20 protein-coding genes are annotated in these 21,867 nt (G+C 57.4%); 13 read left to right on the top strand and 7 right to left on the bottom strand.

What is annotated here, in order from left to right; all coding sequences use genetic code 11:
* Positions 1–12: 12 nt before the first annotated feature.
* Positions 13–618 carry a J domain-containing protein gene (locus tag ASD46_RS26055; protein ID WP_060643053.1) on the bottom strand — a complete coding sequence of 202 codons (606 nt, stop codon included), beginning with the start codon at positions 616–618 and terminating at the stop codon, positions 13–15.
* A gap of 381 nt (positions 619–999) precedes the next feature.
* Here ASD46_RS26055 and ASD46_RS26050 point away from each other — a divergent pair, with 381 nt between their 5' ends.
* Both ASD46_RS26050 and ASD46_RS26045 read left to right on the top strand, forming a co-directional pair.
* On the top strand, positions 1,000–1,254 hold the full coding sequence (locus tag ASD46_RS26050; protein WP_038496682.1) for a FitA-like ribbon-helix-helix domain-containing protein: 255 nt from the start codon (positions 1,000–1,002) through the stop codon (positions 1,252–1,254).
* Positions 1,251–1,670, top strand: a complete 420-nt coding sequence (locus tag ASD46_RS26045; protein WP_060643034.1) for a type II toxin-antitoxin system VapC family toxin — start codon at positions 1,251–1,253, stop codon at positions 1,668–1,670. Before ASD46_RS26050 ends, ASD46_RS26045 begins: the two co-directional genes overlap by 4 nt.
* A 139-nt stretch (positions 1,671–1,809) precedes the next feature.
* On the opposite strand, the gene ASD46_RS26040 is transcribed toward ASD46_RS26045, so the two are convergent.
* The 3 genes from ASD46_RS26040 to ASD46_RS26030 are packed head-to-tail and all read right to left on the bottom strand — an operon-like array spanning position 1,810 to position 4,396.
* Positions 1,810–2,706: a dihydrodipicolinate synthase family protein gene (locus ASD46_RS26040; protein WP_060643033.1), complete on the bottom strand. Its 897-nt coding sequence runs from the start codon at positions 2,704–2,706 to the stop codon at positions 1,810–1,812.
* A 32-nt stretch (positions 2,707–2,738) separates the two neighbouring features.
* Entirely contained in the window at positions 2,739–3,620 is an 882-nt protein-coding gene (locus ASD46_RS26035) for an SMP-30/gluconolactonase/LRE family protein (protein WP_060643032.1), read from the bottom strand.
* Positions 3,621–3,676: 56 nt separating this feature from the next.
* Positions 3,677–4,396, bottom strand: a complete 720-nt coding sequence (locus tag ASD46_RS26030) for a FadR/GntR family transcriptional regulator (RefSeq protein ID WP_003517195.1) — start codon at positions 4,394–4,396, stop codon at positions 3,677–3,679.
* Positions 4,397–4,695: 299 nt separating this feature from the next.
* On the opposite strand from ASD46_RS26030, the gene ASD46_RS26025 reads away from it, so the two are divergent.
* From ASD46_RS26025 to ASD46_RS25990, 8 genes are all read left to right on the top strand, one after another.
* A complete protein-coding gene (locus ASD46_RS26025) occupies positions 4,696–6,645 on the top strand; it encodes an ABC transporter substrate-binding protein (protein ID WP_060643031.1) in 1,950 nt (649 codons plus the stop codon).
* 120 nt (positions 6,646–6,765) lie between these two features.
* Positions 6,766–7,752 (top strand): ABC transporter permease, encoded by a 987-nt coding sequence (locus ASD46_RS26020; RefSeq protein WP_003517191.1) that lies wholly within the window; start codon positions 6,766–6,768, stop codon positions 7,750–7,752.
* 9 nt (positions 7,753–7,761) lie between these two features.
* Positions 7,762–8,886 carry an ABC transporter permease gene (locus ASD46_RS26015; protein WP_003517190.1) on the top strand — a complete coding sequence of 375 codons (1,125 nt, stop codon included), beginning with the start codon at positions 7,762–7,764 and terminating at the stop codon, positions 8,884–8,886.
* Positions 8,887–8,894: 8 nt separating this feature from the next.
* Positions 8,895–10,619: an ABC transporter ATP-binding protein gene (locus ASD46_RS26010; RefSeq protein ID WP_060643030.1), complete on the top strand. Its 1,725-nt coding sequence runs from the start codon at positions 8,895–8,897 to the stop codon at positions 10,617–10,619.
* A 44-nt stretch (positions 10,620–10,663) separates the two neighbouring features.
* On the top strand, positions 10,664–11,851 hold the full coding sequence (locus ASD46_RS26005) for a galactarate dehydratase (RefSeq protein ID WP_013637437.1): 1,188 nt from the start codon (positions 10,664–10,666) through the stop codon (positions 11,849–11,851).
* The gene (locus ASD46_RS26000; RefSeq protein ID WP_060643029.1) at positions 11,838–12,704 is read left to right on the top strand and encodes an aldose 1-epimerase; all 867 of its coding nucleotides are present in this window, start codon (positions 11,838–11,840) and stop codon (positions 12,702–12,704) included. The genes ASD46_RS26005 and ASD46_RS26000 overlap by 14 nt, the downstream gene beginning before the upstream one ends.
* Before the next feature lie 791 nt (positions 12,705–13,495).
* Positions 13,496–13,792, top strand: a complete 297-nt coding sequence (locus ASD46_RS25995; protein ID WP_019565754.1) for a DUF1778 domain-containing protein — start codon at positions 13,496–13,498, stop codon at positions 13,790–13,792.
* Positions 13,789–14,286 carry a GNAT family N-acetyltransferase gene (locus ASD46_RS25990; RefSeq protein ID WP_019565755.1) on the top strand — a complete coding sequence of 166 codons (498 nt, stop codon included), beginning with the start codon at positions 13,789–13,791 and terminating at the stop codon, positions 14,284–14,286. Before ASD46_RS25995 ends, ASD46_RS25990 begins: the two co-directional genes overlap by 4 nt.
* Positions 14,287–14,564: 278 nt before the next feature.
* On the opposite strand, the gene ASD46_RS25985 is transcribed toward ASD46_RS25990, so the two are convergent.
* From ASD46_RS25985 to ASD46_RS25975, 3 genes are read right to left on the bottom strand one after another with little or no spacing between them, the layout of a single operon-like run.
* Positions 14,565–15,230, bottom strand: coding sequence for a GNAT family N-acetyltransferase (locus tag ASD46_RS25985; protein WP_081308998.1), 666 nt, complete (start codon positions 15,228–15,230; stop codon positions 14,565–14,567).
* Positions 15,196–16,356, bottom strand: coding sequence for a Gfo/Idh/MocA family protein (locus ASD46_RS25980; RefSeq protein WP_060643028.1), 1,161 nt, complete (start codon positions 16,354–16,356; stop codon positions 15,196–15,198). The genes ASD46_RS25985 and ASD46_RS25980 overlap by 35 nt, the downstream gene beginning before the upstream one ends.
* 31 nt (positions 16,357–16,387) lie before the next feature.
* Complete coding sequence (locus tag ASD46_RS25975) at positions 16,388–17,638, bottom strand: ROK family protein (RefSeq protein ID WP_060643027.1); 1,251 nt, start codon at positions 17,636–17,638, stop codon at positions 16,388–16,390.
* Positions 17,639–17,850: 212 nt separating this feature from the next.
* On the opposite strand from ASD46_RS25975, the gene ASD46_RS25970 reads away from it, so the two are divergent.
* Genes ASD46_RS25970 through ASD46_RS25960 form a run of 3 tightly spaced genes read left to right on the top strand, consistent with a single transcriptional unit; the run spans position 17,851 to position 21,867 of the window.
* Complete coding sequence (locus ASD46_RS25970) at positions 17,851–18,810, top strand: extracellular solute-binding protein (RefSeq protein WP_060643026.1); 960 nt, start codon at positions 17,851–17,853, stop codon at positions 18,808–18,810.
* The gene (locus tag ASD46_RS25965) at positions 18,807–20,813 is read left to right on the top strand and encodes an ABC transporter permease (protein ID WP_060643025.1); all 2,007 of its coding nucleotides are present in this window, start codon (positions 18,807–18,809) and stop codon (positions 20,811–20,813) included. The genes ASD46_RS25970 and ASD46_RS25965 overlap by 4 nt, the downstream gene beginning before the upstream one ends.
* The gene (locus tag ASD46_RS25960) at positions 20,806–21,867 is read left to right on the top strand and encodes an ABC transporter ATP-binding protein (RefSeq protein ID WP_060643024.1); all 1,062 of its coding nucleotides are present in this window, start codon (positions 20,806–20,808) and stop codon (positions 21,865–21,867) included. The genes ASD46_RS25965 and ASD46_RS25960 overlap by 8 nt, the downstream gene beginning before the upstream one ends.

Raw genomic sequence — 21,867 nt, 5'->3', positions numbered from 1 at the left:
TTTAAACAGGCTTTAGCAAAAACCGTTCAATTTAAGGATTCGATACGCTTCGATCGAGCTTCGAAGTGCATCCTCAGAATTGCGGTCTCCGTCATTGGCGTCGGGATGGTGCATTTTGAGCCTCTCCTTATAGCGGCTCTTGATTTCTTGGGATGTCGCCTGGGAAGAAAGGCCGAGTGTTTCGAAAGCTTTGGCTTCCAGTACCTTGAGCTTTCTCTGTTGGGCGCCGATCCGCGATTGCCCCTGCCGATCGGCTTTGCGAGCATTTAGCGTTTTTGCCGAGCCTGAACGAACTGAAGACGGTAACGGAGTTTCAGTCGCCGCGCTCACCCTCTTACCCCAGGTCGGGCGCGCACCCGTCGTCGCTTCTTTCTGGTAACGGGCGACGTCGGCATTGGAGGGTGGCGTCGTAAAACTATAACCCTTGTTGTAGTCAGTCACATGCTCAAGGCAGAATAAGAGGTAAAGACCTTCTGCACCCGATCCCACCGGCGCGCGGTGAGTACCGATCTTTTCACACCCGTCCCATTGGCATTTTGGGCCTGTGGCTTGGTTGGGCGATGGCGAGCGTTTGCGAGCGGATCGAAGACCTACGAATATTTTCGAATCATGCGTCATTAGAACTATATGGACGCGGAAGACCCCTAGGGCAACATCAGACACGTCCAATCTCGATCACACGGACAGCATGCGCGATAGCCAGCCTCACCGGGGGAAGCACTGTTTTCTTGGAAATTGGCCATTTGGAAATGGCCAGTATGGAAAATTTCGGGTCATGCTCATGTCTCGCTGAAAACCCCGCCCGCTCGACAATCATTCTCGCAAGGCGTGCATAGATCTTCCCGAGGACGATAGCTCGTGGTTGCGGTATTCTCGACGGATTGTCGGCCGCGAAATGGAAAAACGGGTCAAATCCTGCTGAAACTCAATACTCTTGAATTTTAGCATCATTCTTGGTATTTTGATATCAAAGAGATCATTTTTCCAAGGATGATATCAATGCCGGCAGTCACCATTCGTAACCTTTCTGAAGAAACACATCGCGCTCTGAGGGTGCGAGCGGCTCATCATGGCCGGAGCACGGAGGCCGAGATTCGTGACATTATTGAAGCGGCTGTTCGTCCTCCGGAACGTATTCAGCTCGGGTCGTTGCTAGCGGCCATTGGTCGCGACGCCGAGCTTTCCAACAGCGACGTTGAAGCTCTTCAGAAAAGTCGCGACAAGACACCTGCTAAGCCGATGACCTTCGAATGATCTTGCTTGACACCAACGTCATATCCGAACCTTGGAAACCGGTTCCGGACGAGGCGGTGATTGCCTGGTTGGACGCCCAAGCTGTCGAAACGCTGTTCATCTCCGCAATAACGATTACGGAACTTCGCTTCGGAATTGCTGCTATGCCTTCAGGCAGACGGCAAACTATCCTCCGCGACCGTCTCGAGGGCGAGGTGCTGCCACACTTTTCCGGCCGCATCCTGTCCTTCGATCTGACTACTTCTCAGTTCTACTCTGAACTGATGGCACGCGCTCGAGCGTCTGGGAAAGCAATCGGCACGGCCGATGGCTACATTGCAGCCACAGCGGCAGCAAATGGCCTCACGATCTCAACTCGCGATACAAGCCCTTTCGAGGCTGCCGGGGTGAAAGTGATCAACCCCTGGTCCAGATAACCACAATGTTCGTCTGGGCGTGACGCAAGGCATTGTTTGTTCATCGCAACCGAGCCGGTTAGGCGCATAATTCCACAGATGGGTTGGGTGCCATCATCGGCATCGTAGTGTGTCTCCACAGTTGGGAATGAGGCTTTTGTCATTGCCAGCTGGCAAGCAGGACTTCAAGTGTTGCACGATCCTCGTCGTCCAGACGGGCGAGTCCTGGTGCTCGAACTGGGCCAACCGCAAGCCCCTGTATCTGCATCGCTTCCTTCACCACAGTCACATTGGCGCCGTTCCGGTATCGTGTCCGCAGCCGTTCGAACAACTCGATCTTTTCAACGATCTTACGTGCGGTCGAGAAATCGCCGGCCGTCAGTGCATCATGAACTTGCAGGGAAAATTGCGGTGCGACATTGACGAGACCGGATGTGAAACCGCGGGCTCCGACGGCGCAGAAGGCGGGAGCCCAGCTTTCTGCCAGTCCACACACGTAAAGTGAGCCGTCAGGATCGGAAGCGGCGATCGCACGCGACAGAAGCATAATATCCGTCGTCGCGAACTTTATGCCTGCGACATTCGAATGGCTCGATAGTCTGACCATGTCATTGACCGAGAACCCGTCGGCGCGGACATAGGCTACGAGAGGCAATTCGCTGCCTTCAGCCAGGCCGATAAAATAGTCGATCTGTGATTGCGGCGCTGCGAACGGGTCAACCGGCTGGTGGGACATGACCGCAGACGCGCCCATCTCCCTGGCCCGACGCGCCATGGACAGGGCCTCCCGTTGTGAGCGTCCAATCGCTGCAGTAACGGGGGCTTGCCCGTTCACCCCTTCAATCGCAGCTTCGTAGACCTTGAAAATTTCAGCGGGCGTCAACGCGTAAAACTCGCCGGTATTGCCCGCAGCAACGATATTGTGGATGCCCGCCTTTGCTACACGGGCATAGGCTTCGATGGTGACAGCTATATCGACTTCCCCGTCTGTCTCGTAAGCCGTAACGGGGACGCCGGAAATACCGTGCAGAGCCTGGCGGAAATCGAATGTCGTCATCAACTGGTTTCCTTAAAAATCAAAGGGCATCTTCAGATAGAAAATTTGTGAACGGCTACGCCCGCGACAGGCACATCAAACGCAACAAGCGTACCTGGGGTGGTTGTTCCGTTCGTTTCGGTCACAAGACTCGTGAGATAGATCGTTTTGAGGCCCGGGCCGCCGAAACATGGCATGGTCGGCCCTTTGAACGGCAACCTGTATATCTCAAACAGTTCGCCCTCCGGCGAAAAGCGGTTGAGACGCCCGGCCTGAACGCCGGCGCTCCAGTAACAGCCTTCGCAATCGGTCGCCGCGCCATCAGGCCTGCCTTCGTCGGGTGCGAAATCGTGCAGGCGTTCGGCTGGACCGAGCCTGCCCGTCGCGACATCGAAATCGAACGCCTGATACATCAGACCGCTGCTATCGGAATGATACATGCGCGTTCCGTCCACATTCCAGGCAAGCCCGTTCGATGTGAACATATCGCCATTGATGACAAGCTCGACGCCGCCATCTGGCGCGATACGATAGAGGCGGGCATTTCCTGTCTGCACGGCAGCCTCGTCGCGGGTTCCCACCCAGAAATGGCCATCGGGGCCGACCTTGCCGTCGTTGAGACGGCTGTCTGCTCGTCCTTCGTCCGGATCGCACAGCAGTTCGAGCGCGCCGTTTGCGGGGTCTAGAAGGTGCACGCCCGTCTTGAGGCCCGCCACAACAAGGCCATTGTCGCAAAGACCGAGGCATCCCACCTGGGCGGGCATTTCGTATCTGTCGAGTTTGCCGCCCGGATGCAGGCAGAAAATGGCGGGGGCGAGAATGTCGACGAACCACAGATTCCCGGTACGCTCATCCCATGCCGGTGATTCGCCGACCTTCAACGGCGTGTCGATGAGAGAGCGGAGTTTCGGCTCTATGATGCGTGGCTGGATCACTGATTATTTTCCCTTGCCCTGTATGGCTCGCCTTTTGAAATGTTGAAAAAACGGTTCTAGCTGCCGACGCCCTGAAACATGCGGGCACGGGCCTTTAGGATGTGATCTTTCATTGCGTCATGCGCGGCCTGTTCCTGGCGCGCAAAAATCGCTTCCACGATTGCCGTATGTTCGTTCTGTACCTCGCGCACATGTTGCGGCGTACGCTTGAGGCTGAGGCTGCGCGTCACCGACTGGCCGATCGCGAAATGCGGCTTGAACCATATCCGCACGGTGATGTGGAACTGGTTATGGCTCGCTTTAGCAATGGCTTCGTGCAGGGCAAAGTCCTCCTCCGCACCAAGATCGTTGCGCGCAAGACACTGTTCCAGCGCGGTAATGGCCTGTTCGATGCGGGCTTTGTCGGCAGCCTGCCAACTGCGTGCTGCAAGTTCGGCGGCTGCAGACTCAAGGCCGGACCGGAACTCGAAGAAACGCTGCACATCGGCAAGCGAGCCGACAGGAACCTGCTGCAACACGGATGAATCCGGCTGCTGGCGCACATAGGAGCCGGAACCTTTCTGCGAAACGATAAGCCCGTCGTTGCGCAGCCGCTCCAGCGCTTCGCGCACCACAGGCCGGGAAGCCCCGAACAGAGAAGCCAGATTTTGCTCCGACGGCAACCGCTCGTTCACGGGAAACCGCCCATCAGAAATCATTCCGATGATCTTTTCGTAGATGATGTCGCTCAAGCGAGTCTCGCCTCGAGCGGCGGCGGATGCGGTTTGATTGTCCATCAGCAGCCCTTCCGTTGCAAATCGCTGAAGTTAATGGGTTTCCTGCATTTCAATCGCAACAGAAATACCGGGAATTTCATGAACGTGGTTACTGTCGTGCCGGTTCTTTCCTCAAACCTGATCGTGAAAACCGGCCTACGAATAAAAAATATGTAAAAATCTGTCAATACTTGTAATCATCTGAAAACGCCCATATGGTCTGCCCTGCCGGTGGAGGATCGGTGTGCTGGCTGGCCGGGAGGCTGTTGCGGTTCGGTGAAAGCTGTCTCGCTGCCGGTGATTTTTTGGGAGGATAGTCGATGCGCGATGGCGATAAATTTTCACTGGGCGTGACGCGCCGAACCTTTATGGCTGGGCTTGGCGGCGTCGCCGCCGTGTCCGTCATCGGGAGCTCGGCCCTGGCTGCTGCCGGCAAGGAAGCGCCGGAACTGGCAGCCCTGGTAAAAGACGGCAAACTGCCGCCGTTGGCGGAACGTCTGCCAAAAAATCCGATGGTGGTAACGCCGCATGAAAAGATCGGCACCTATGGCGGCACATTGCGCCGCGGCCTGCGCGGTTCGTCGGACCATAACGGCATCCTGCGCATGGTCGGCAACCAGGGGCTGGTGCGCTGGAACATGGACTTCACCGAAGTTCTGCCCAACCTTGCCGAGAAATGGGAGGTCAATGACGACGCCTCGCAGTTCACCTTCCATCTGTTGCAGGGCGCGAAATGGTCTGATGGACATCCCTTTACCGCAGATGACGTGGTGTTCGCCATCGAGGACTGCATCAAGAACAAGGAGCTTTACAGCGCTACCCCGGCGCAGCTCTCCGTCGCCGGTAAGGCGGTCGATGTCGAGAAAGTCGATGATTTCACGGTCAGGTTCAAATTCGCAGCGCCAAACGCGCTCTATCTGGAAAACCTCGCCACGCCGCTCGGCCAGCATCCGACGCTGTTTGCCAAGCATTATTGCAGCAAGTTTCTGCCGAAATACAACACGGCGCTCGATGCCGACGTCAAGGCGGCTGGCGTGTCCAGCTGGACGGAACTGTTCCGCGCCAAGTGCGGCGACATCGAAATTCCGTCGCGCTGGTCGAATGTCGACAAGCCGACGCTCGACCCGTGGGTGGTCAAGGAACCCTATTCCGGCGGCGCGACCCGTGTGGTCATGACACGCAATCCTTACTTCTGGCAGGTCGATACGGAAGGCAACCAGCTTCCCTATATCAACGAAGTCAATTTCGGCATTTCGCAGGATGTCGAATCGCTGATGCTGAACGTCATCTCCGGCAAGATCGACATTCAGGAACGCCATATCAGCGTTCTCGCCAACAAGCCGACGCTGTCGCAGAACATGAAAAAGGGCGATTACCGTCTGTTGACGCTGGTGCCATCGGCTGCGCAGCAGTGCCAGATCTACCTCAACATCACCCACAAAGACCCTGAGATGCGCAAGATGTTCGGCGACAAGTCGTTCCGTCAGGCGCTGTCCATCGCGCTCAACCGCCAGGAAATCATCGACATCGTCTATTTCGGCCAGAGCGAGGGCTATCAGGCCGGGCCGCGCCCGACACATCCCTGGTATCACGAAAAGCTGGCGCGTCAGAACACCGAATACGATGTCGCCAAGGCGAACGATCTTCTCGACAAGGCGGGTTACGACAAGAAGAACGGCAACGGCATGCGGCTCCGGCCTGACGGCCAGCCGATTTTCTTCTCGATCGATGTGATCCCGACACTCTATCCCGATCTCGTCGATGCGCTGGAACTGGTGAAGGCGCAGTGGGCGCAAATCGGCGTCGATATCAAGGTCAACACCATCGAACGCGCGCTGTACTACACACGCGGCGATGATAACGCCCATGATGCGGCGGTCTGGCCGGGTCCGGGCGGTCTCGATCCGATGCTCGACCCGCGTGACTTCTTCGCGTTCCACCCGCAGGGGTCGCGCTACGCCATTCCGTGGGCGCTTTGGTACACATCCAACGGGCAGAAGGGGGAAGAGCCGCCGGAAAGCCAGAAGAAGCGCTTCAAACTGTTCGATGAAGCGCGTTCGACGGCCGACCTTGTCAAGCGCGGCGAGAAGATGAAGGAAATCTTCGATATTGCGGCGGACGAGTTCGAGACGATCGGTCTTTGCCTTGCCGTTGGTGGTTTCGGTATCATCCGCAACAACCTTCGCAACGTGCCGGAGAAAGAACCCGACAGCTGGTCATGGCCCAACCCCGGCCCGGCGTTGCCGCAACAGTTCACCTTCACAAGCTGACACCGCCACATGGGCGTCGCTTCATCAATGCGGCGGCGCCTCTCAGGTTGCTTCGACCACCCGCAAGCCGTCTCGTAGTGGAAGGCGGCGCGTGTGGTAAAACGTGATTGCGAGAACGTCATGCTGCTATTTATCGTAAAACGCCTGCTGTGGATGATACCATCCCTGTTCGCCGTCAGTTTTCTTGCCTTTGTACTGATCCAGCTGCCACCCGGTGACTACGTGACGACTTACATCGCCACGCTTGCTGCGTCCAACGAAGTCATAGACCACAATACGGCAGCGCAACTGCGAGAGCGCTTCGGGCTCGATGACCCGATGATCGTGCAATATCTCAAATGGATATGGGGCATCATCAGTCGCGGCGATTTTGGCATCTCGTTCGAATGGCAGCAGCCCGTTTCCGGCCTCATCTGGGAGCGCATGGCGCTGACGCTGGTTCTGGCCATAGCAAGCCTTCTCGCAACCTGGGCCATCGCACTTCCGATCGGCGTCTTCTCCGCCGTGCGCAAATATTCGATCGGCGATTATCTTTTTACCGCCTTCTCCTTTTTCGGCCTTTCCATACCGTCATTCCTTCTGGCGCTGGTGCTGATGTATGTCGCGGCGGTGGAATTTGGGGCCGATGTCGGAGGGCTGTTTTCGGCGGAGTACGAGACTGCTTCGTGGAGCATCGCCAAGATGATGGATCTGATGGCCCACATCTGGCTACCAGTTGCGATCCTCGCGGTGTCCTCCACGGCAAGCCTCATCCGCGTCATGCGCGCAAACATGCTGGACGAATTACCCAAACCCTACGTGACCACCGCGCGCGCAAAGGGATTGTCCGAGTTCCGGCTGCTGACGAAATATCCTTTGAGAATTGCGCTCAACCCATTCATTTCCACGATTGCATGGCTGTTGCCCAATCTCATTTCAGGCTCGGTTGTGGTTGCTATCGTGCTCAATCTGCCGACGGCCGCGCCGCTTCTTTTGCAGTCGCTGATGGCGCAGGACATGTATCTCGCCGGCGCCTTTGTGCTTTTGATCTGCGGATTGACGTTGATCGGATCGCTCATCAGCGACATCCTTCTTGCGCTGGTCGATCCGCGCATCCGTCTCGAATAGGAGGGCGCCATGAGCGATATCGCCATCACCACCAATACCCGGCCGGACCGCGCTGCTGTCGCCTCGCAATGGCAACTGATCTGGTGGGCGTTCAAGCGCCACAGGCTGGCCATGGCCGCCCTGTTCGTCACCATCGCAATGTATATCGTCGCGCTTTTGCCAGGTTTCTTCGCCATCAACGATCCGGTTCTGCAGAATGCGCGCGCCACCTTCCATCCGCCGCAACGTGTGCATTTCATCGATACGACGGACGGCCTCTCGCTTGGTCTGCACTATTATCCGCTGAAGCTGACGCGCGATCCTGAAACGCTGGCGGCTGTGTTCGTCGAAGATACGGCCAAGAAAATCCCGATCCAGCTATTCGGTCGCGGCTACGAATATTCGGTGCTCGGCCTGTTCACCACGGATATCCATCTGCTGGCCTCGACCGACAAGACCCGACCGCTCTTCCTTTTCGGCGCGGATCGCCTTGGCCGTGATGTTTTCAGCCGGGTAATACAGGGCTCGCAGATTTCGCTGTCCATCGGTCTCGTCGGCGTGTTTTTCTCGCTGCTTCTCGGTGTCGTTCTGGGCGGTATCTCCGGTTATTATGGCGGCCGCATCGATTTTGTCATGCAGCGCGTCATCGACTTCGTTTTGTCGCTGCCGACTATTCCCATCTGGCTGGCGCTTGCCGCTGCCCTGCCGCAGGGTTGGCCGGCAACGCTGCAATATATGATGATCACCATCATCCTGTCCTTGACCGGCTGGGCGCAGCTTGCCCGCGTCGTGCGCGGCAGGTTCCTGTCACTGAGGACGGAAGAGTTCGTGGCGGCAGCCCGGCTGGATGGTGTGCCGGAAGCGCGCATCATTTTCCGCCATATGCTGCCGAGTTTTTCGAGCCACATCATCGCCTCAGTCACGCTTGCGGTTCCGGCGATGATCCTTGCGGAAACCTCGCTGTCCTTCCTCGGTCTTGGCCTCCAGCCGCCGACCATTTCCTGGGGCGTGCTGCTTCGCGAGGCGCAGAATATTCGCTCGATCGCAACCGCGCCGTGGCTGTTCCTGCCCGGCGTGGCTGTTGTCGTTGCCGTCATGGCGCTCAATCTGCTCGGTGACGGTTTGCGTGACGCAGCCGACCCCTATAACAAGTGAGGCCCCGGATGAGCGACATTCTCTCCATGAAGCCAGACCGACCGCTGCTTGACGTCCGCAATCTGGTCACCGAATTTCCCGTGCGAAACGGCATTTTCCGCGCGGTAAACGATCTGTCTTTTTCCATCGATCCCGGCAAGACGCTCTGCGTTGTGGGTGAAAGCGGTTCCGGCAAATCCGTCACCGCCCGCTCGATCCTGCAGATCATCGACAGCCCCGGTTACATCGCTTCCGGGTCGATCATCCTCAACCGTGCCGACGGCACGTCGCTGGATCTCGCAAAGCTCGATCCGCGCAGCCGGGCCATCCGCTCGGTGCGCGGCGCAGACATCGCGATGATTTTTCAAGAGCCGATGTCGTCGCTGTCGCCGGTGCATACCGTCGGTGATCAGATCACCGAAGTTCTGCGGCTGCACTTGAAGATGAGCAAGGCGCAGGCCCGGGCGGAAGCCATCGAGCTGCTGCGACAGGTGGAAATTCCCAACCCCGAAAAGGCGCTGGATCGTTATGCCTTCCAATATTCCGGCGGCATGCGCCAGCGCGCCATGATCGCCATGGCGCTGGCCTGCAAACCGCAACTGTTGATCGCCGACGAACCGACAACCGCGCTGGACGTCACGACGCAGGCCGAAATCCTCGACCTGATATCGCGGCTGCAAAAGGCGCATGGCATGGCGGTGCTGTTCATCACCCACGACATGGGCGTGGTGGCGCAGATTGCCGATGACGTGCTGGTCATGCATCACGGCGTCGCCAAGGAATATGGCACTGTCGATGAAATATTCCACAATCCGCAAGACCCCTATACGCGTATGCTGATCGGCTCGGTTCTGAAGCTGGAGCAGAAGGCGGAAGTCCGGCTGGCCCGCCCGCCGCTCGATCTTGCCGCGGCGCCTATCCTGGAAGTAAACGACCTCTCGATGCACTTCGGTGAGATGAAGGCGCTGGATGGCGTGTCGATCAAGCTGCTTCCGGGCGAAACGCTCGGCATCGTCGGCGAAAGCGGCTCCGGCAAGACCACCATGGGCCGCTCGATCATGCGCCTCTACGATCCGACCGGGGGCGAGATGCGCTATCGCCGGGCGGATGGCACGGTGGTCGATCTTGCCAAAATCGAAGGTGCGGAGCTGAAAGCGGCGCGGCGTGAGTTGCGCATGGTTTTTCAGGATCCGTTCGGTTCGCTCAATCCGCGCATGACGGTGGCACAGGTCATCGGCGAGCCGCTGCTGGTCAACGGCATTGCGAAAGGCAAGGAACTGGATGAGCGCGTCTGCGCCCTGATGGAGCAGGTGGGTCTGGACCCGGCCGGACGTGAGCGTTACCCACACGCCTTTTCCGGCGGCCAGCGCCAACGCATCGGTATCGCCCGCGCCATCACGCTCCGGCCGCGCATCATCGTTGCGGATGAGGCGACATCGGCGCTCGATGTTTCGGTGCGTTTCCAGGTGCTGGACCTGCTCATGCGGCTGCAGGACGAACTTGGCCTGGCTTACATTTTCATCAGCCATGACATCGGCGTCATCAGATACATGTGCGACCGCGTCGGAGTGATGTATCGCGGCAAGCTTGTTGAGGTGGGAGACGCCGAAAAAGTCTGCAACGCGCCGGATCACCCTTATACGCAGGCACTTCTGTCGGCCATTCCGCGCCCGGATCCGCGCGACCGCGACCGCACGAGAAGGTTCCGCTACGTCGAGCCGCCCGAGATCAAGAACGGAGCTGCTGCCAGATAACAGCGCGGCTGTTGCTTCTCGCAATTCAAGAGGAAGACCAAAGCATGAAAATCGATCGCATGCGGGTATTCGTTACCCGCGACAAGGACCGCCCCCGCGTTATCGTCGCTCTCGATACCGATGACGGTTTGACCGGTTGGGGCGAATGCTACAATCACGGCCCCGATCTCGCATTGCCCCCGGTTCTGGATTACCTCTACGGCTTCCTTGCCGGGCAGGATCCGACTCGGGTCGAGTATCTCTACAATCTTCTCCTCCAACAAAACCGCTTTCCGCCCGGAGCACTTGGTCTTTCGGCAATCTCAGCCCTTGACCATTGCCTCTGGGACCTTGCCGCCAAGGCGGCGGGGGTGCCTGTCTACAAGCTTTTGGGCGGTGAAGTGCGTGATCGTATCAAGGTTTACGCCGGCGTCTACACGGCACCGGATGCGCCGGCGGCAAGGGAAGAATTCGATCGTCTCAACGAAGACTGGGGGTTCACAGCCTTCAAGCTAAGCCCATGGCGCGTCGATATTCACGCCCATCGCTGGGGTGAGGTGGTGCGCAGTTCAGCCGAATATTTCCGCTCGCTTCGCGAAACCGTGCGGCCCGACTACGATATTGCCTTCGACGCGCATGCCAAGATTTTCGAGCCTGCTGCCGCTCGTCAACTGGGTAATGCGCTTGCCCCTTACGATCCGCTATTTTTCGAAGAGCCGTTGCGTCCGGAAAATATCGAGATGTGGGGAGACCTGAAGCAGGGGCTGAACTGCACGCTGGCAACGGGTGAAAGTCTTTACAACCGCAATGACTTCCTGCGTCTTCTGCAAGTCCGGGGCGCCGATATCATTCAACCCGACATCTGCGTTGTCGGTGGTATTTCCGAAATGCGCCGCATCGCCACGCTGGCAGAGGCGCATTTCGTCAGCATCGCGCCGCACAACCCGATGGGGCCGCTCGCCACCGCCGTCAACGTGCATTTCTCCGCCGCCCAGCAGAATTTCCGTATTCTTGAATACAGGCTGCCGAAGGGGCAGTGCTATGTTTATGGTGGCACTGACCTCGAAAAACGCGAGGATGAAACGCGCTATGTTGTCGACCCTTATCTGCCAAAGGATGGATACCTGGAACTGAGGCCGGACCGACCGGGTTGGGGAGTCGAGATGGATGAAAAGGCCATGCAGGAAGATGGCTATGTTCACTGGCAGCGACGCGTGCCGAAACGGCCTGATGGCTCATATGCTTTTGCCTGAAACGGTTACGATTGCCTTCAGGCAGCTTTCGGCCCGCCTCCGCCCTTCCTGGGGTGGAAGGATGACGCATCTGCACCACGAGGATCACGGCGATATTCTGGTGCCGACAGCGGGGGAGTCTTTTGACCCGTTGAACTGGCCGAGGGCAGGTGCCTATCCGCTCATTCCATATCACAACAGGTTATATGGCGGCTCATTCGTTCACGCGGATATCCGCCACGACCTTCTTCCACATCCCGCCCTTTCGCCTGATGCCATGCATGGACCTGCTCACCGAAGATCGTGGGATATTTCCAGCCTGGCGGGCGATCAGTGCACACTGGTGCTTGACTATAAGGCGGATGCTGAGTGGCCATTTTCCTTCCGCGCTGAACAATCTTTTATGCTTGAAAGCAACCGTCTGACGGTGGAATTGTCGATAACCAATCTGGAAAACCGGCCTGTGCCGGTTTCGCTTGGCTGGCATCCCTATTTTTCGGCAGAATTGGGCTGCGACGCCAGCACCGATGCCAAACTGCAATACCCCCTCGATGTGCAGAACGTGCCAACCGGCCAGCAAGCGGTGCCCCGCTCGAAGCCTGCCATTCCTGCTACGACGGGATACACCTTGCACTTCACCGACTGGTCATATGCGCGCATCGGTTTTGACAGTTTTTCACTGTTGCTCGAGGCCGATCCTGTTTTTAGCAATCTCGCTGCCCACCGTATGGACCGCTATCTTTGTCTTGAACCCGTTTCCATGGTCGCCGGAGCGCTTGGCTTACCGGAACCAGAGCGAAATGGCCGCGGCGTCGAAACGATCTCTCCCGGCCAACGACTGTCTGGGTGTATTAGGCTTTCTATTGAAAGTTGACAGGGGAGTAGGTGCCTCACGCACATAACGGCTATTCCGGGCGCTCCGCCTGTCTTGAATCCTGCACAATCAGTAAGGTTATGCGTTCCTATCTCAAGGAAATCCGCTGGCGATCAACGTCTTCCGAGCGGCGGCGTATGCCTCCTGCAGCGCCTAGTGGCCTTCGAGCCCGTGAAGAGGTGTTGTCACGCTAACCGGCTTGCCGTTGCCTACGTTTTGAATTGGGCGCGCAGTCGATCAGGATGGCGTCGTTCTCGAAGAAATTTTACAAAAGCGGCGTGAAAAAAGGGAGGCCAAGCGACTACTCGTGTCTTTGATGAAGCGCTGTCTGCGCTCCTACGAGCGCGGCAAAGGCGGACGTGGCTGCCGGCCTTAACAATTGGTCGCACAACAGCTTCAACAATCGGGCCGAGAACAGCCATCTGCCGTTTCCAACCGAGAACGAACCCTGCAGGGTCGCCAATCGCCAGGAGCATTGCAACAGTTCGTTTCTATGCACTGCGCTACCCACATCGCTTTTCTGTTTCCGCCCGCCGCCGCGCCGCACAAACAATTCGCTACCGCCTCGAAGCGTTCGATGCATCGAAAATTGCTGCCTGCATCGCTTGAAAATTCGAGCCGCTACCTTTCTCGGCCTAGGTAACTTAACGTGACAACATCCCATGAGGTTATGCTTCAAGCCGCCGTCTGTCGTGCGCTCGTCCGCAGGCGAATGTAACGACATTATCTTTACGATGCTTGTAAAGATAATGTCGTTACGCTATATAAATGCGCTTGGATAGGAGTTTCCCATGCCGACCTCACACACGGGTAAGAGCCCGGACGCAAGTGTGCCGCTGAATATGCGCATCAAACCTGCTACTCGCAACTTGATCGATCGCGCCGCAGAGTTGCTCGGCAAAACGCGCACAGATTTTATGTTGGAAGCTTCCGAGCGCCGTGCGGAGGAGGTGCTGCTCGACCGTACAATCGTCACTGTGAGCCCCGAAATTTATGCCGAATATCTTGCCCGTCTCGATGCGCCTGCACAGCCCAATGAGCGTCTAAAGCGCACGATGTCGACCAAAGCGCCCTGGGATGAGGCGTGACTCTCAGCGCACCAGTCCCCCTGGCCGATCATCACGAACTGGCCGAATTCAATTCTGGAGTACCTGAACTGGACGACTGGCTTCGGCGCCGTGCCCGGGCCAATCAAGCAGGCGGCGCGTCGCGGACCTTTGTCGTGTGCGACGAGAGCCGCGTCATCGCGTACTACGCCCTGGCCTCTGGCTCCGTGAAACCGCCGGAAGTGCCTGGCCGCTTTCGGCGCAATATGCCTGATCCAATCCCAGTTGCAGTGCTTGGCCGCCTCGCCATTGATCAATCCTGTCAAGGGCGTGGTATCGGCAGGGCATTGGTGCGCGACGCGGGTCTGCGCCTGCTGAATGCCGCTGAAGTGCTCGGGATCCGCGGCGTGCTGGTCCATGCGATTTCTGATGACGCACGAGCCTTCTACGAAGCCGTCGGCTTCCTGTCTTCTCCGTCCGATCCCATGATGCTGATGGTCGGACTGCACGACCTCAATAACGCGCTGAACACCTAAACGAAACTCATCAATAATTTTCGATTGAGTCCATTCCACTGTGTTTCTAAGCCAATGGAACTGCTCCAAAAAGTCTGACAACAAATGACGTGCGGCAGGTTCGTACCCCTTCAGGGCGAAAAGACACTTTGTCGCAAAACGGAATGGACTATAAAAGCCAGCTCGTCATGAAAATCATTTCTGGAAAGTTTTGGTTATCCTCGAGCTTCGACAAAAGAAAGCAAAAGGCGCTACAGCTTGAAGAGCGACGTTAGAAATCGCGACGCGCTTTAAGTATTTTATTCAATCAGCCGCTTCGCCATCACGATCGATGGTGTCCGGTCAATTTCCACAAAGCCGAATTTGGCGTAAAATGCTACGACCTTTTCGTTATACTGATTAACGCCTAGATGGACGCCTCTTACGTCAGACCTCGTTAAAGAATCCAGTTGATGTCGCAGTAGCGACGACCCATGGCCGCCATTTTGGATCTCAGGCAGAAGATTGATATGCAGATGGGCGGGGTAGGGCCGCGTGACCTCAGCCGGGGTCTTTCTTGCGCTTCGAATATAGGAAAGAACGTTCTCATCCTCTACTGTCCGTGTTTCGAAATCGCGGAGCTCTTCCTGCAAGGACGGCCACCATGCGGCCTCGAGCCAATTTTCATAGGCAATCGTATCGGGTGCGGCGACACAGTAGCCCATGACGACGTCATCCTTCGTCAGCACGAATGCAGTTTCTGCGCAGAAGCGGACATAGGGCAGCGCCCATAAGAGTCCGGGAAGTCTCGGGTCAGAGTAGTATTGTGATCCGTCTTTGCCTCGATCCGAAGTGCGCACACATATGTCGAGGATCGCCGTCTCATCGGACGGTCGGGCGTTGCGGATGATAACGGATGATAAAGACGCTGGCATGGTCATAATCGCGGCCTCAGGCAGCCACATGAGGGGTGCGAAGCGCGTCATCGAAGCGCTGCCAGGTTTCAGCAAGCTCGATGGTGCGCCGGACACGGCGTGCCTCATCGATCTTGATCGCGACGAGCCCCGCTTCCAAGGCTGAGACGATATTGACGGGCAGGGGAGAGGCCTCGGTCAGATGCCTGTAGATATCCGAGGCCATCTGATCATCTGCGCCATAGTGATCGCTTTCGTGCCCCTCGTAACGCCGCTCGACTAGCTTTTCGCCTGTTATTGCAGAGTGCACCTCGAAGCGATTGCGGATGAAATCGCCTTCGGCCATTCCCTTGCTACCGATCACGCAGAAGCGGCGGAACTGATCTGGAACGTTGAGATTGGTATGAAACGTCATCGTCGCCCCGCCACTATATTCGATAATCGCGGTCTGATAGTCGATAATATCGCCATCACTCTCGAACACCGCGCCACCCTCTAGCCAGCCGCTCGGCTTTTTATAGAATTCCCGCTGTTGAAACGCGGAGAACTGATCCGGTTTGTTTTCCGCGATAAACGACTTTCGGCCGCCGAAGCTGGCAACGGCCATCGCCCGCTGCCCAACAACGCTGCCATAGAGGTCGAGATCGTGGCAGCATTTCTCCAAGATAAACGGCCCGGCATAGCGCGTATGCCGTCGCCAGTCCCGCATGAAGAACGCTCCGTGGTAGGGTGCGATATGCTCGGATGCCTCAATCGACGTGATGGCGCCGATTTGACCTTGCGTCTGCGCTGCGCGCAGATCCCGATAAAGGTCAGAGTAACGCAGAACGAGCCCCACCATAACGCTTTCATCGCCATATTCGGCAAGCAAACGCGCCATCGTCATCGTCTGGTTTTCGTCGATCACCACCGGCTTCTCCGTGAAAACCCGCACGCCTGCGCGCAATCCGGCGGTGATATGTTCCAGATGGAAAAGATTGGGCGAGCCGACCATAAGAAGATCCGGCTTCGTCTGCGTCAGCATAGCCTCGATGGTTTCGAAACGTCGCGGCGCCGCCATGCCTGCGGACTGAATGGCTGGCAGCCCAGCAGGCTGCGGGTCCATCAAGCCGACAATTTCCAGTTCAGGGCAGGCCTTGCGGAAGGAGGCAATGACATTGGCAAGCCGAAAGCCGAGCCCGGCAATTGCGATTTTCATGTTTTAGTCCTGTCGGCAAGAGTTATGTAAATCAGGATGACGTGTCGTCATCCGTTGGCGCGCCTGCGACCCGATCGAAGCGTCTTTCGAAATCAATCGTCTGGCTGCGTCCGCGCATGGATGAGAGGCGCCTGAAGTCTGGGCTGCCATGAGCAATCAAAGGTAGCATGGCAGCGCCGATCGCGGCGGCCTCCGGCCCTAGAGCGCCAGCACACAGCCGGGGAATTTCGCGGTGGCTTCGGGCGCTGACTGACGGCAAAAGGGGATAGGCCCGGTCGATCAGGGAATTGATGAGCGCTGGTGGAAAGTGCCCTCCAACCACGATGGTCTGCGGGTCCATGATGTTTTCAAGCAGCGACACCAGCAACCGCAGGCGCTTTGAATTGAGATCGAGCCATCGCATCAGAACACTGTCGCGTTGAGCGTAAAGTTTCTCCAATGCCCCAGGCCGCGCAATCTCCCTGCTTTCGCACGACAGCATCGCTGCGAGCTCGTCGATCGAAAACGGTGTCTGTTTCCCCGCATCTGGATTGGCAAGTTCCGCCGGCCATGTCAGGAGACCGATTTCTCCGGCATTGTTCCAAAATCCCTGGAGCGGCATGCTGTCATTGATAATGCCTGCCCCAAGTCCGTGCCCGACGAAAATATGGACGTAGTGGCTCAGTCCTCCGGCACTTCCCACCCTCAGTTCGGCAACTGCTGCGGCTGTGGCGTCATTCTCGACGATGGTGGGGAGGCCACATGCCTCTTCGATGGCTTCTGCCACCGGCATACGGCTCCACGCATCCCAACCCGGCGGGCCGACGGGATGTTCGAATTCCGCCTCCTGCAATGTGGGCATCGCGATGCCGATGCCCCAGGCGGGACGATCCACGGTAACCGACCGCAGACGCTGCGTCATATCGGCAATGGCACGGATGGTGTCGGATGGATCTTCGAGCGATGCGGATGCGGTTTCGCGACCCAACTCCTGCCCCGCCAGATCGCAGACGATGCCCAGAAGCCCGTCGCGATCTACGTGAATACCCAGGCAGCAACCGGCCTCGGCCCTGACCCACATCTTCTTTTGCGGCGCACCGCGCGCGCCCTCTTGTTGGATGGTTTCCACAACCACTGAACGGTCTATCAGGTCCTTGCAGATATTGGACATGGTCTGCGGCTTCAAGCCTGTCACATCAACAAGGTCACGCCGGCTTATGCCATTGCCAGATCGGATAAGATCGAAAACGAGGCGACGGTTGTAGCGGCCGGAATATGTGTGATTGCTGCCCATCAAGCTCATCGGGGCCAATTCCTATTTAATAAATTAAATGGAATTTATCAGCCCAGCCTATGGGCGTCAAGCAGTTCGCAATGCAGATAATCTTAGCCTTCAGTCATAATACTGTAACGCAAGGACCATAATTCCGCAGAAAAGGCGGCTTGATTTTTAATCTGGTAAATGGATTAATAGGGTCGCCTTCTTCTCAGTGACTTTAAAAAGGGAACATAGTCATGCTGAAATGGACCTTGCGGCGTATCATAGCGGGCGCGTTGGCGTCGGCGTCGATCATCAGTGTTGCGAATGCCGGAGAACTGGTGGTCTACACCGCTCATGGGGAGGCGACATCTGCCCCCATCCTCGATGCTTTTGCCAAGGAAAATCCGGATGTGAAGGTGACTGTCGTGCGCGGCGGTACTGGCGAGCTGATCGAGCGCCTGCGCGCAGAAGGTGGCAATTCCTCAGCAGACGTCATGTGGGGCGGACCGACGCAGACCTTCGAAGAGAATGCAGCGCTCTTCCAATCGTTCGAAAGCAAGTCCGACGCCGACATGGTGACTAACGATCCCAATCACATCTGGCATCCGTTCACGGTGCTGCTGCAGCCGCTGGTCGTCAGCACCAAACGCGTCGAGGCCGGCTCCATACCCAGGACGCAGAAAGATCTCGTCTCACAGGACTTCGCAAAGAACGGTGGCCTGATTATTCCAGACCCTGCAAAATCCGGCACCGGCTATGTCATTCTTTCCGCTCTTGCTGGCAATTTCGGTTGGGGTTTCGTCGGTCAAATGGCCAAGGGTGCTCGCATTGCTCCCGGTTCCGATGATGCCTTCAACGCCGTACGCGACGGTGAAGCAGCAGTTGGCTGGATTAACGAGGATCTGGGTGCCAAGTGGAAGGCTCAAGGTCTGCCGATCGAAATCGTCTATCCGACCGATGCGGTTACCGGCCAGATCGATGCGCAAGCCATCGTCAAGGGCGCGCAGCACATCGAAGACGCCAAGAGCTTCATCGATTTCCTTGGCAGCAAGACGGCGCATGAAATTGTTCGCGACGCCACCGTTCGACGCTCGGCACGCAAGGATGTAACGCCTCCCGCCGCTCTGCCTGACATGGCTACGCTCACGATCGTATCCGCTGTCGATCCGCGCCCTGTGGTCGTGGCTCGCTTTCAGGAGCTTCGCGGAAAATGAAGGTGCTGCGCGACAATTGGCTGATATTTTCAATCGTCGCGCTCGTGCTCTGCGGCCTGACGATTGTTGTCCCGCAGGTTCGCCTCATGGCCGCCTCCCTCCTGGAGGAGGGCGGCCGTTTTACTCTTCTGCATAATAAAGACGGCTTGCAATTCGTCCCGGAAATGACCGCCCGATACAGCGTTGCTAAACTTTCTGACGGCGTTGCGATAACGCTGAGTTCGACTGACAGTCTGACTGTAGACGTCCAGGATGACCGAACGCTGCGCCTCTCTTCGCAACAGCCGATTTCGGTTGATAAGGACGAGGCAGGTTTACTTGAACTCGATCTGGGCTCGGCTCGGTTCACGCTTTCGCAGCAGGCGCCCCGGGGGCTATTCGCGACAACTGCACCAGCGCCTTTAGATATCAAGGCGCAGTCGCTCAACGCCGTCCTGCTCTCACATGCCGCGAACGCCTACATCACCTTCGAAAACAAATCGCTGTCGCTCTCTGCTGTCCACTATACCGATTTCTTTACACGCTCGGAAACCCTTTCCGCCACGGTAAACAGCCTGCTGATCGCGTTGACGTCCACCGGACTTGCCGCTTTGATCGGCGTATCGCTGGCTTACCTTATCGCACGTTACCGGGTCGCGGGCAGCACTGCTATCGTCTTTCTTGTCACTATGGCGTCCGTGTCTCCACCATTTCTGGGGGCATACGCCTGGCGCTTGCTTCTGGGACGAAACGGCGTTCTGACCAACTATCTCGGCCTCGATGTCTCGATTGTCGGCTTGCATGGCGTCATTTGGGTCATCACCTGGCTGGTCTTTCCAATCATCTTTCTGCTCAGTCACAGCTCGTTTCAGAGTTTGGACGCTGGCCATATCGAAGCAGCGGAAAGCCTTGGTGCCAAGCCGCCTCGTGTGCGCATGACGGTCGAAATTCCGCTGGCACTTCCCGGCATCATCACCGGTCTCTATCTGGCAACGATGGCAGCCCTGTCTGATTTCGGAACGCCGCGCATCATTGGCCTCGATGTCAATGCACTGCCGGTTCTGATCTATACGTCCTTCCTGAGCGAGGCTGGGCGCAATCCGGCGCTTGCGGCCACAGGATCGATTGTGCTCATCACCATCTCGAGCCTCTTCCTCATGGCGCAGCAAATCTATTTGGCGCGACGCGGTTTTGCCGTGGTGTCGTCGCGGGCGCTGGAACGCAAGCCGCTATCGCCTCTTGCTCATGTCACAGTGCTTGGCGCGGTCATCATTGCCCTTCTCATGGCATTCACACCTCACCTGACGGTGCTGGTTTCCAGCTTCATGGAATGGCGGGTCGGTCTACCCAGGGCGAACTTTACGCTGGAAAACTACGCCACTATGTGGCGCACCGGCATGGGGCCGGCTTGGGTGACCTTGTCGCTTGGTATTGCCGGAACGCTGGCGGCAACAGCGATCGGGTTGGGGATTGCATATGTTATTATACGCAAGCGCTACCGGATCATCGCCCCCGTTCTCAGCCTCACCGTCATGATGCCCTACGTCATTCCCGGCACGGTGCTTGGTATCGGTCTCATCATGATGTTCAACAAGGCGCCGCTGCAACTGACCGGCACCTGGTTCATCCTTCTCCTTGCCTATCTCATTCGTAACCTGCCTTTTACGGTGAAGGCGTCAGAGGCGGCCCTGAGGCGCGTTCACCCGGCTCTCGAAGAGGCCGCAATCAGTCTTGGAGCGCGTCCATTCAGGGTCTTCTTCACCATAACGGCACCTCTGGTTCTGGCGGGGGCGGTAACCGGTGCAACGCTCACCTTCCTTCACATCGTCACGGAACTGTCGTCTACCATCGTTCTCTATCGTCCGCCGTGGAAGCCGATGACAGCCGTGATCTTCGAGAACACGCTAGTCGATGCCGATTTCGGTGTCTCCGCAGCACAGACCATCCTGCTGATGCTGATCATTTACATCCCTCTCTATTTCATTGTCCGCTACGGCCAAATTCGAGGAAAATCCGGTGGTTGAAACCTCATCTTCCAAAACTCCAACCCAAGGCTGCGAAGTCGTCATCGGCGCCGTCTCCAAGACCTTTGGCAATCATGCAGTTCTGAAAGACATCAGCCTCACGATCAGGCCCGGCGAATTCTTCACGCTGCTAGGGCCGTCCGGTTGCGGCAAGACGACACTTTTGCGCGCCATTGCAGGTTTTCACCCAATCGACGGCGGAAAAATCCTGTTCAACGGGCAGAACGTGACCTCGCTCGCCGCCTGGGACAGAAATATCGGCTTCGTCTTCCAGAACTATGCGCTATGGCCAAACCAGACCGTGTTCGACAATGTCGCTTACGGGCTCAAACTGCGTAAGGTTCCGAAGAACGAAGTTGCTGAAAGGGTTCGGGCCGCACTGGCCCAGGTCGAGCTTCACGGCGTCGAGAAACGCTATCCCGCAGAAATGAGTGGGGGTATGCAGCAGCGCATCGCGCTGGCGCGTGCACTCGTCATCAACCCGCCGCTGCTTCTCATGGACGAGCCCATGTCCAACCTTGACGCGCGTCTTCGCGTGGCTCTTCGCCATGAACTGCGCAGTCTGCAGAAGAGGCTCGGTCTGACAGCAATCTATGTGACGCATGATCAGGAAGAAGCCCTCGAAATGTCGGACCGGATCGCCGTGATGCAGAATGGAATCGTGCAGCAGCTTGCAGATCCCGAAACAATTTATTCGCGACCGGCGAACCGCTTCGTTGCCGAGTTCGTCGGCAGCGCAAACTTTCTGGAGGGAGAATTTGATGAGGCCGGCTTCCATATGGCTGACGGATCGAGACTTCCTATCACAGGAAGCGGCCACCGCGGTAAAGGGACACTTGTCGTACGTCCCGAACAGGTAATGACCCGCGAAAACGGCAGCGCACTCGTCAGTGCAACGGTGAAAGATCGCCGCTTCATGGGCAAGGCCTGGACGCAAAGCCTTCGACTTGAAAACGGTGCGACCATCTCGGTGGAAACACGACACGCACTCGATCTCGACTCGCGCGTCGGTGTGGATTTCGAGACGATAACTTTTCTACCCTCGGGAGTATGA

Source organism: Rhizobium sp. Root491, assembly GCF_001427205.1.
In the GTDB taxonomy this organism is placed as follows: domain Bacteria; phylum Pseudomonadota; class Alphaproteobacteria; order Rhizobiales; family Rhizobiaceae; genus Agrobacterium; species Agrobacterium tumefaciens.
Note: the sequence above shows the minus strand (reverse complement) of the source record. Positions and strands in the feature narration are given on the sequence as shown.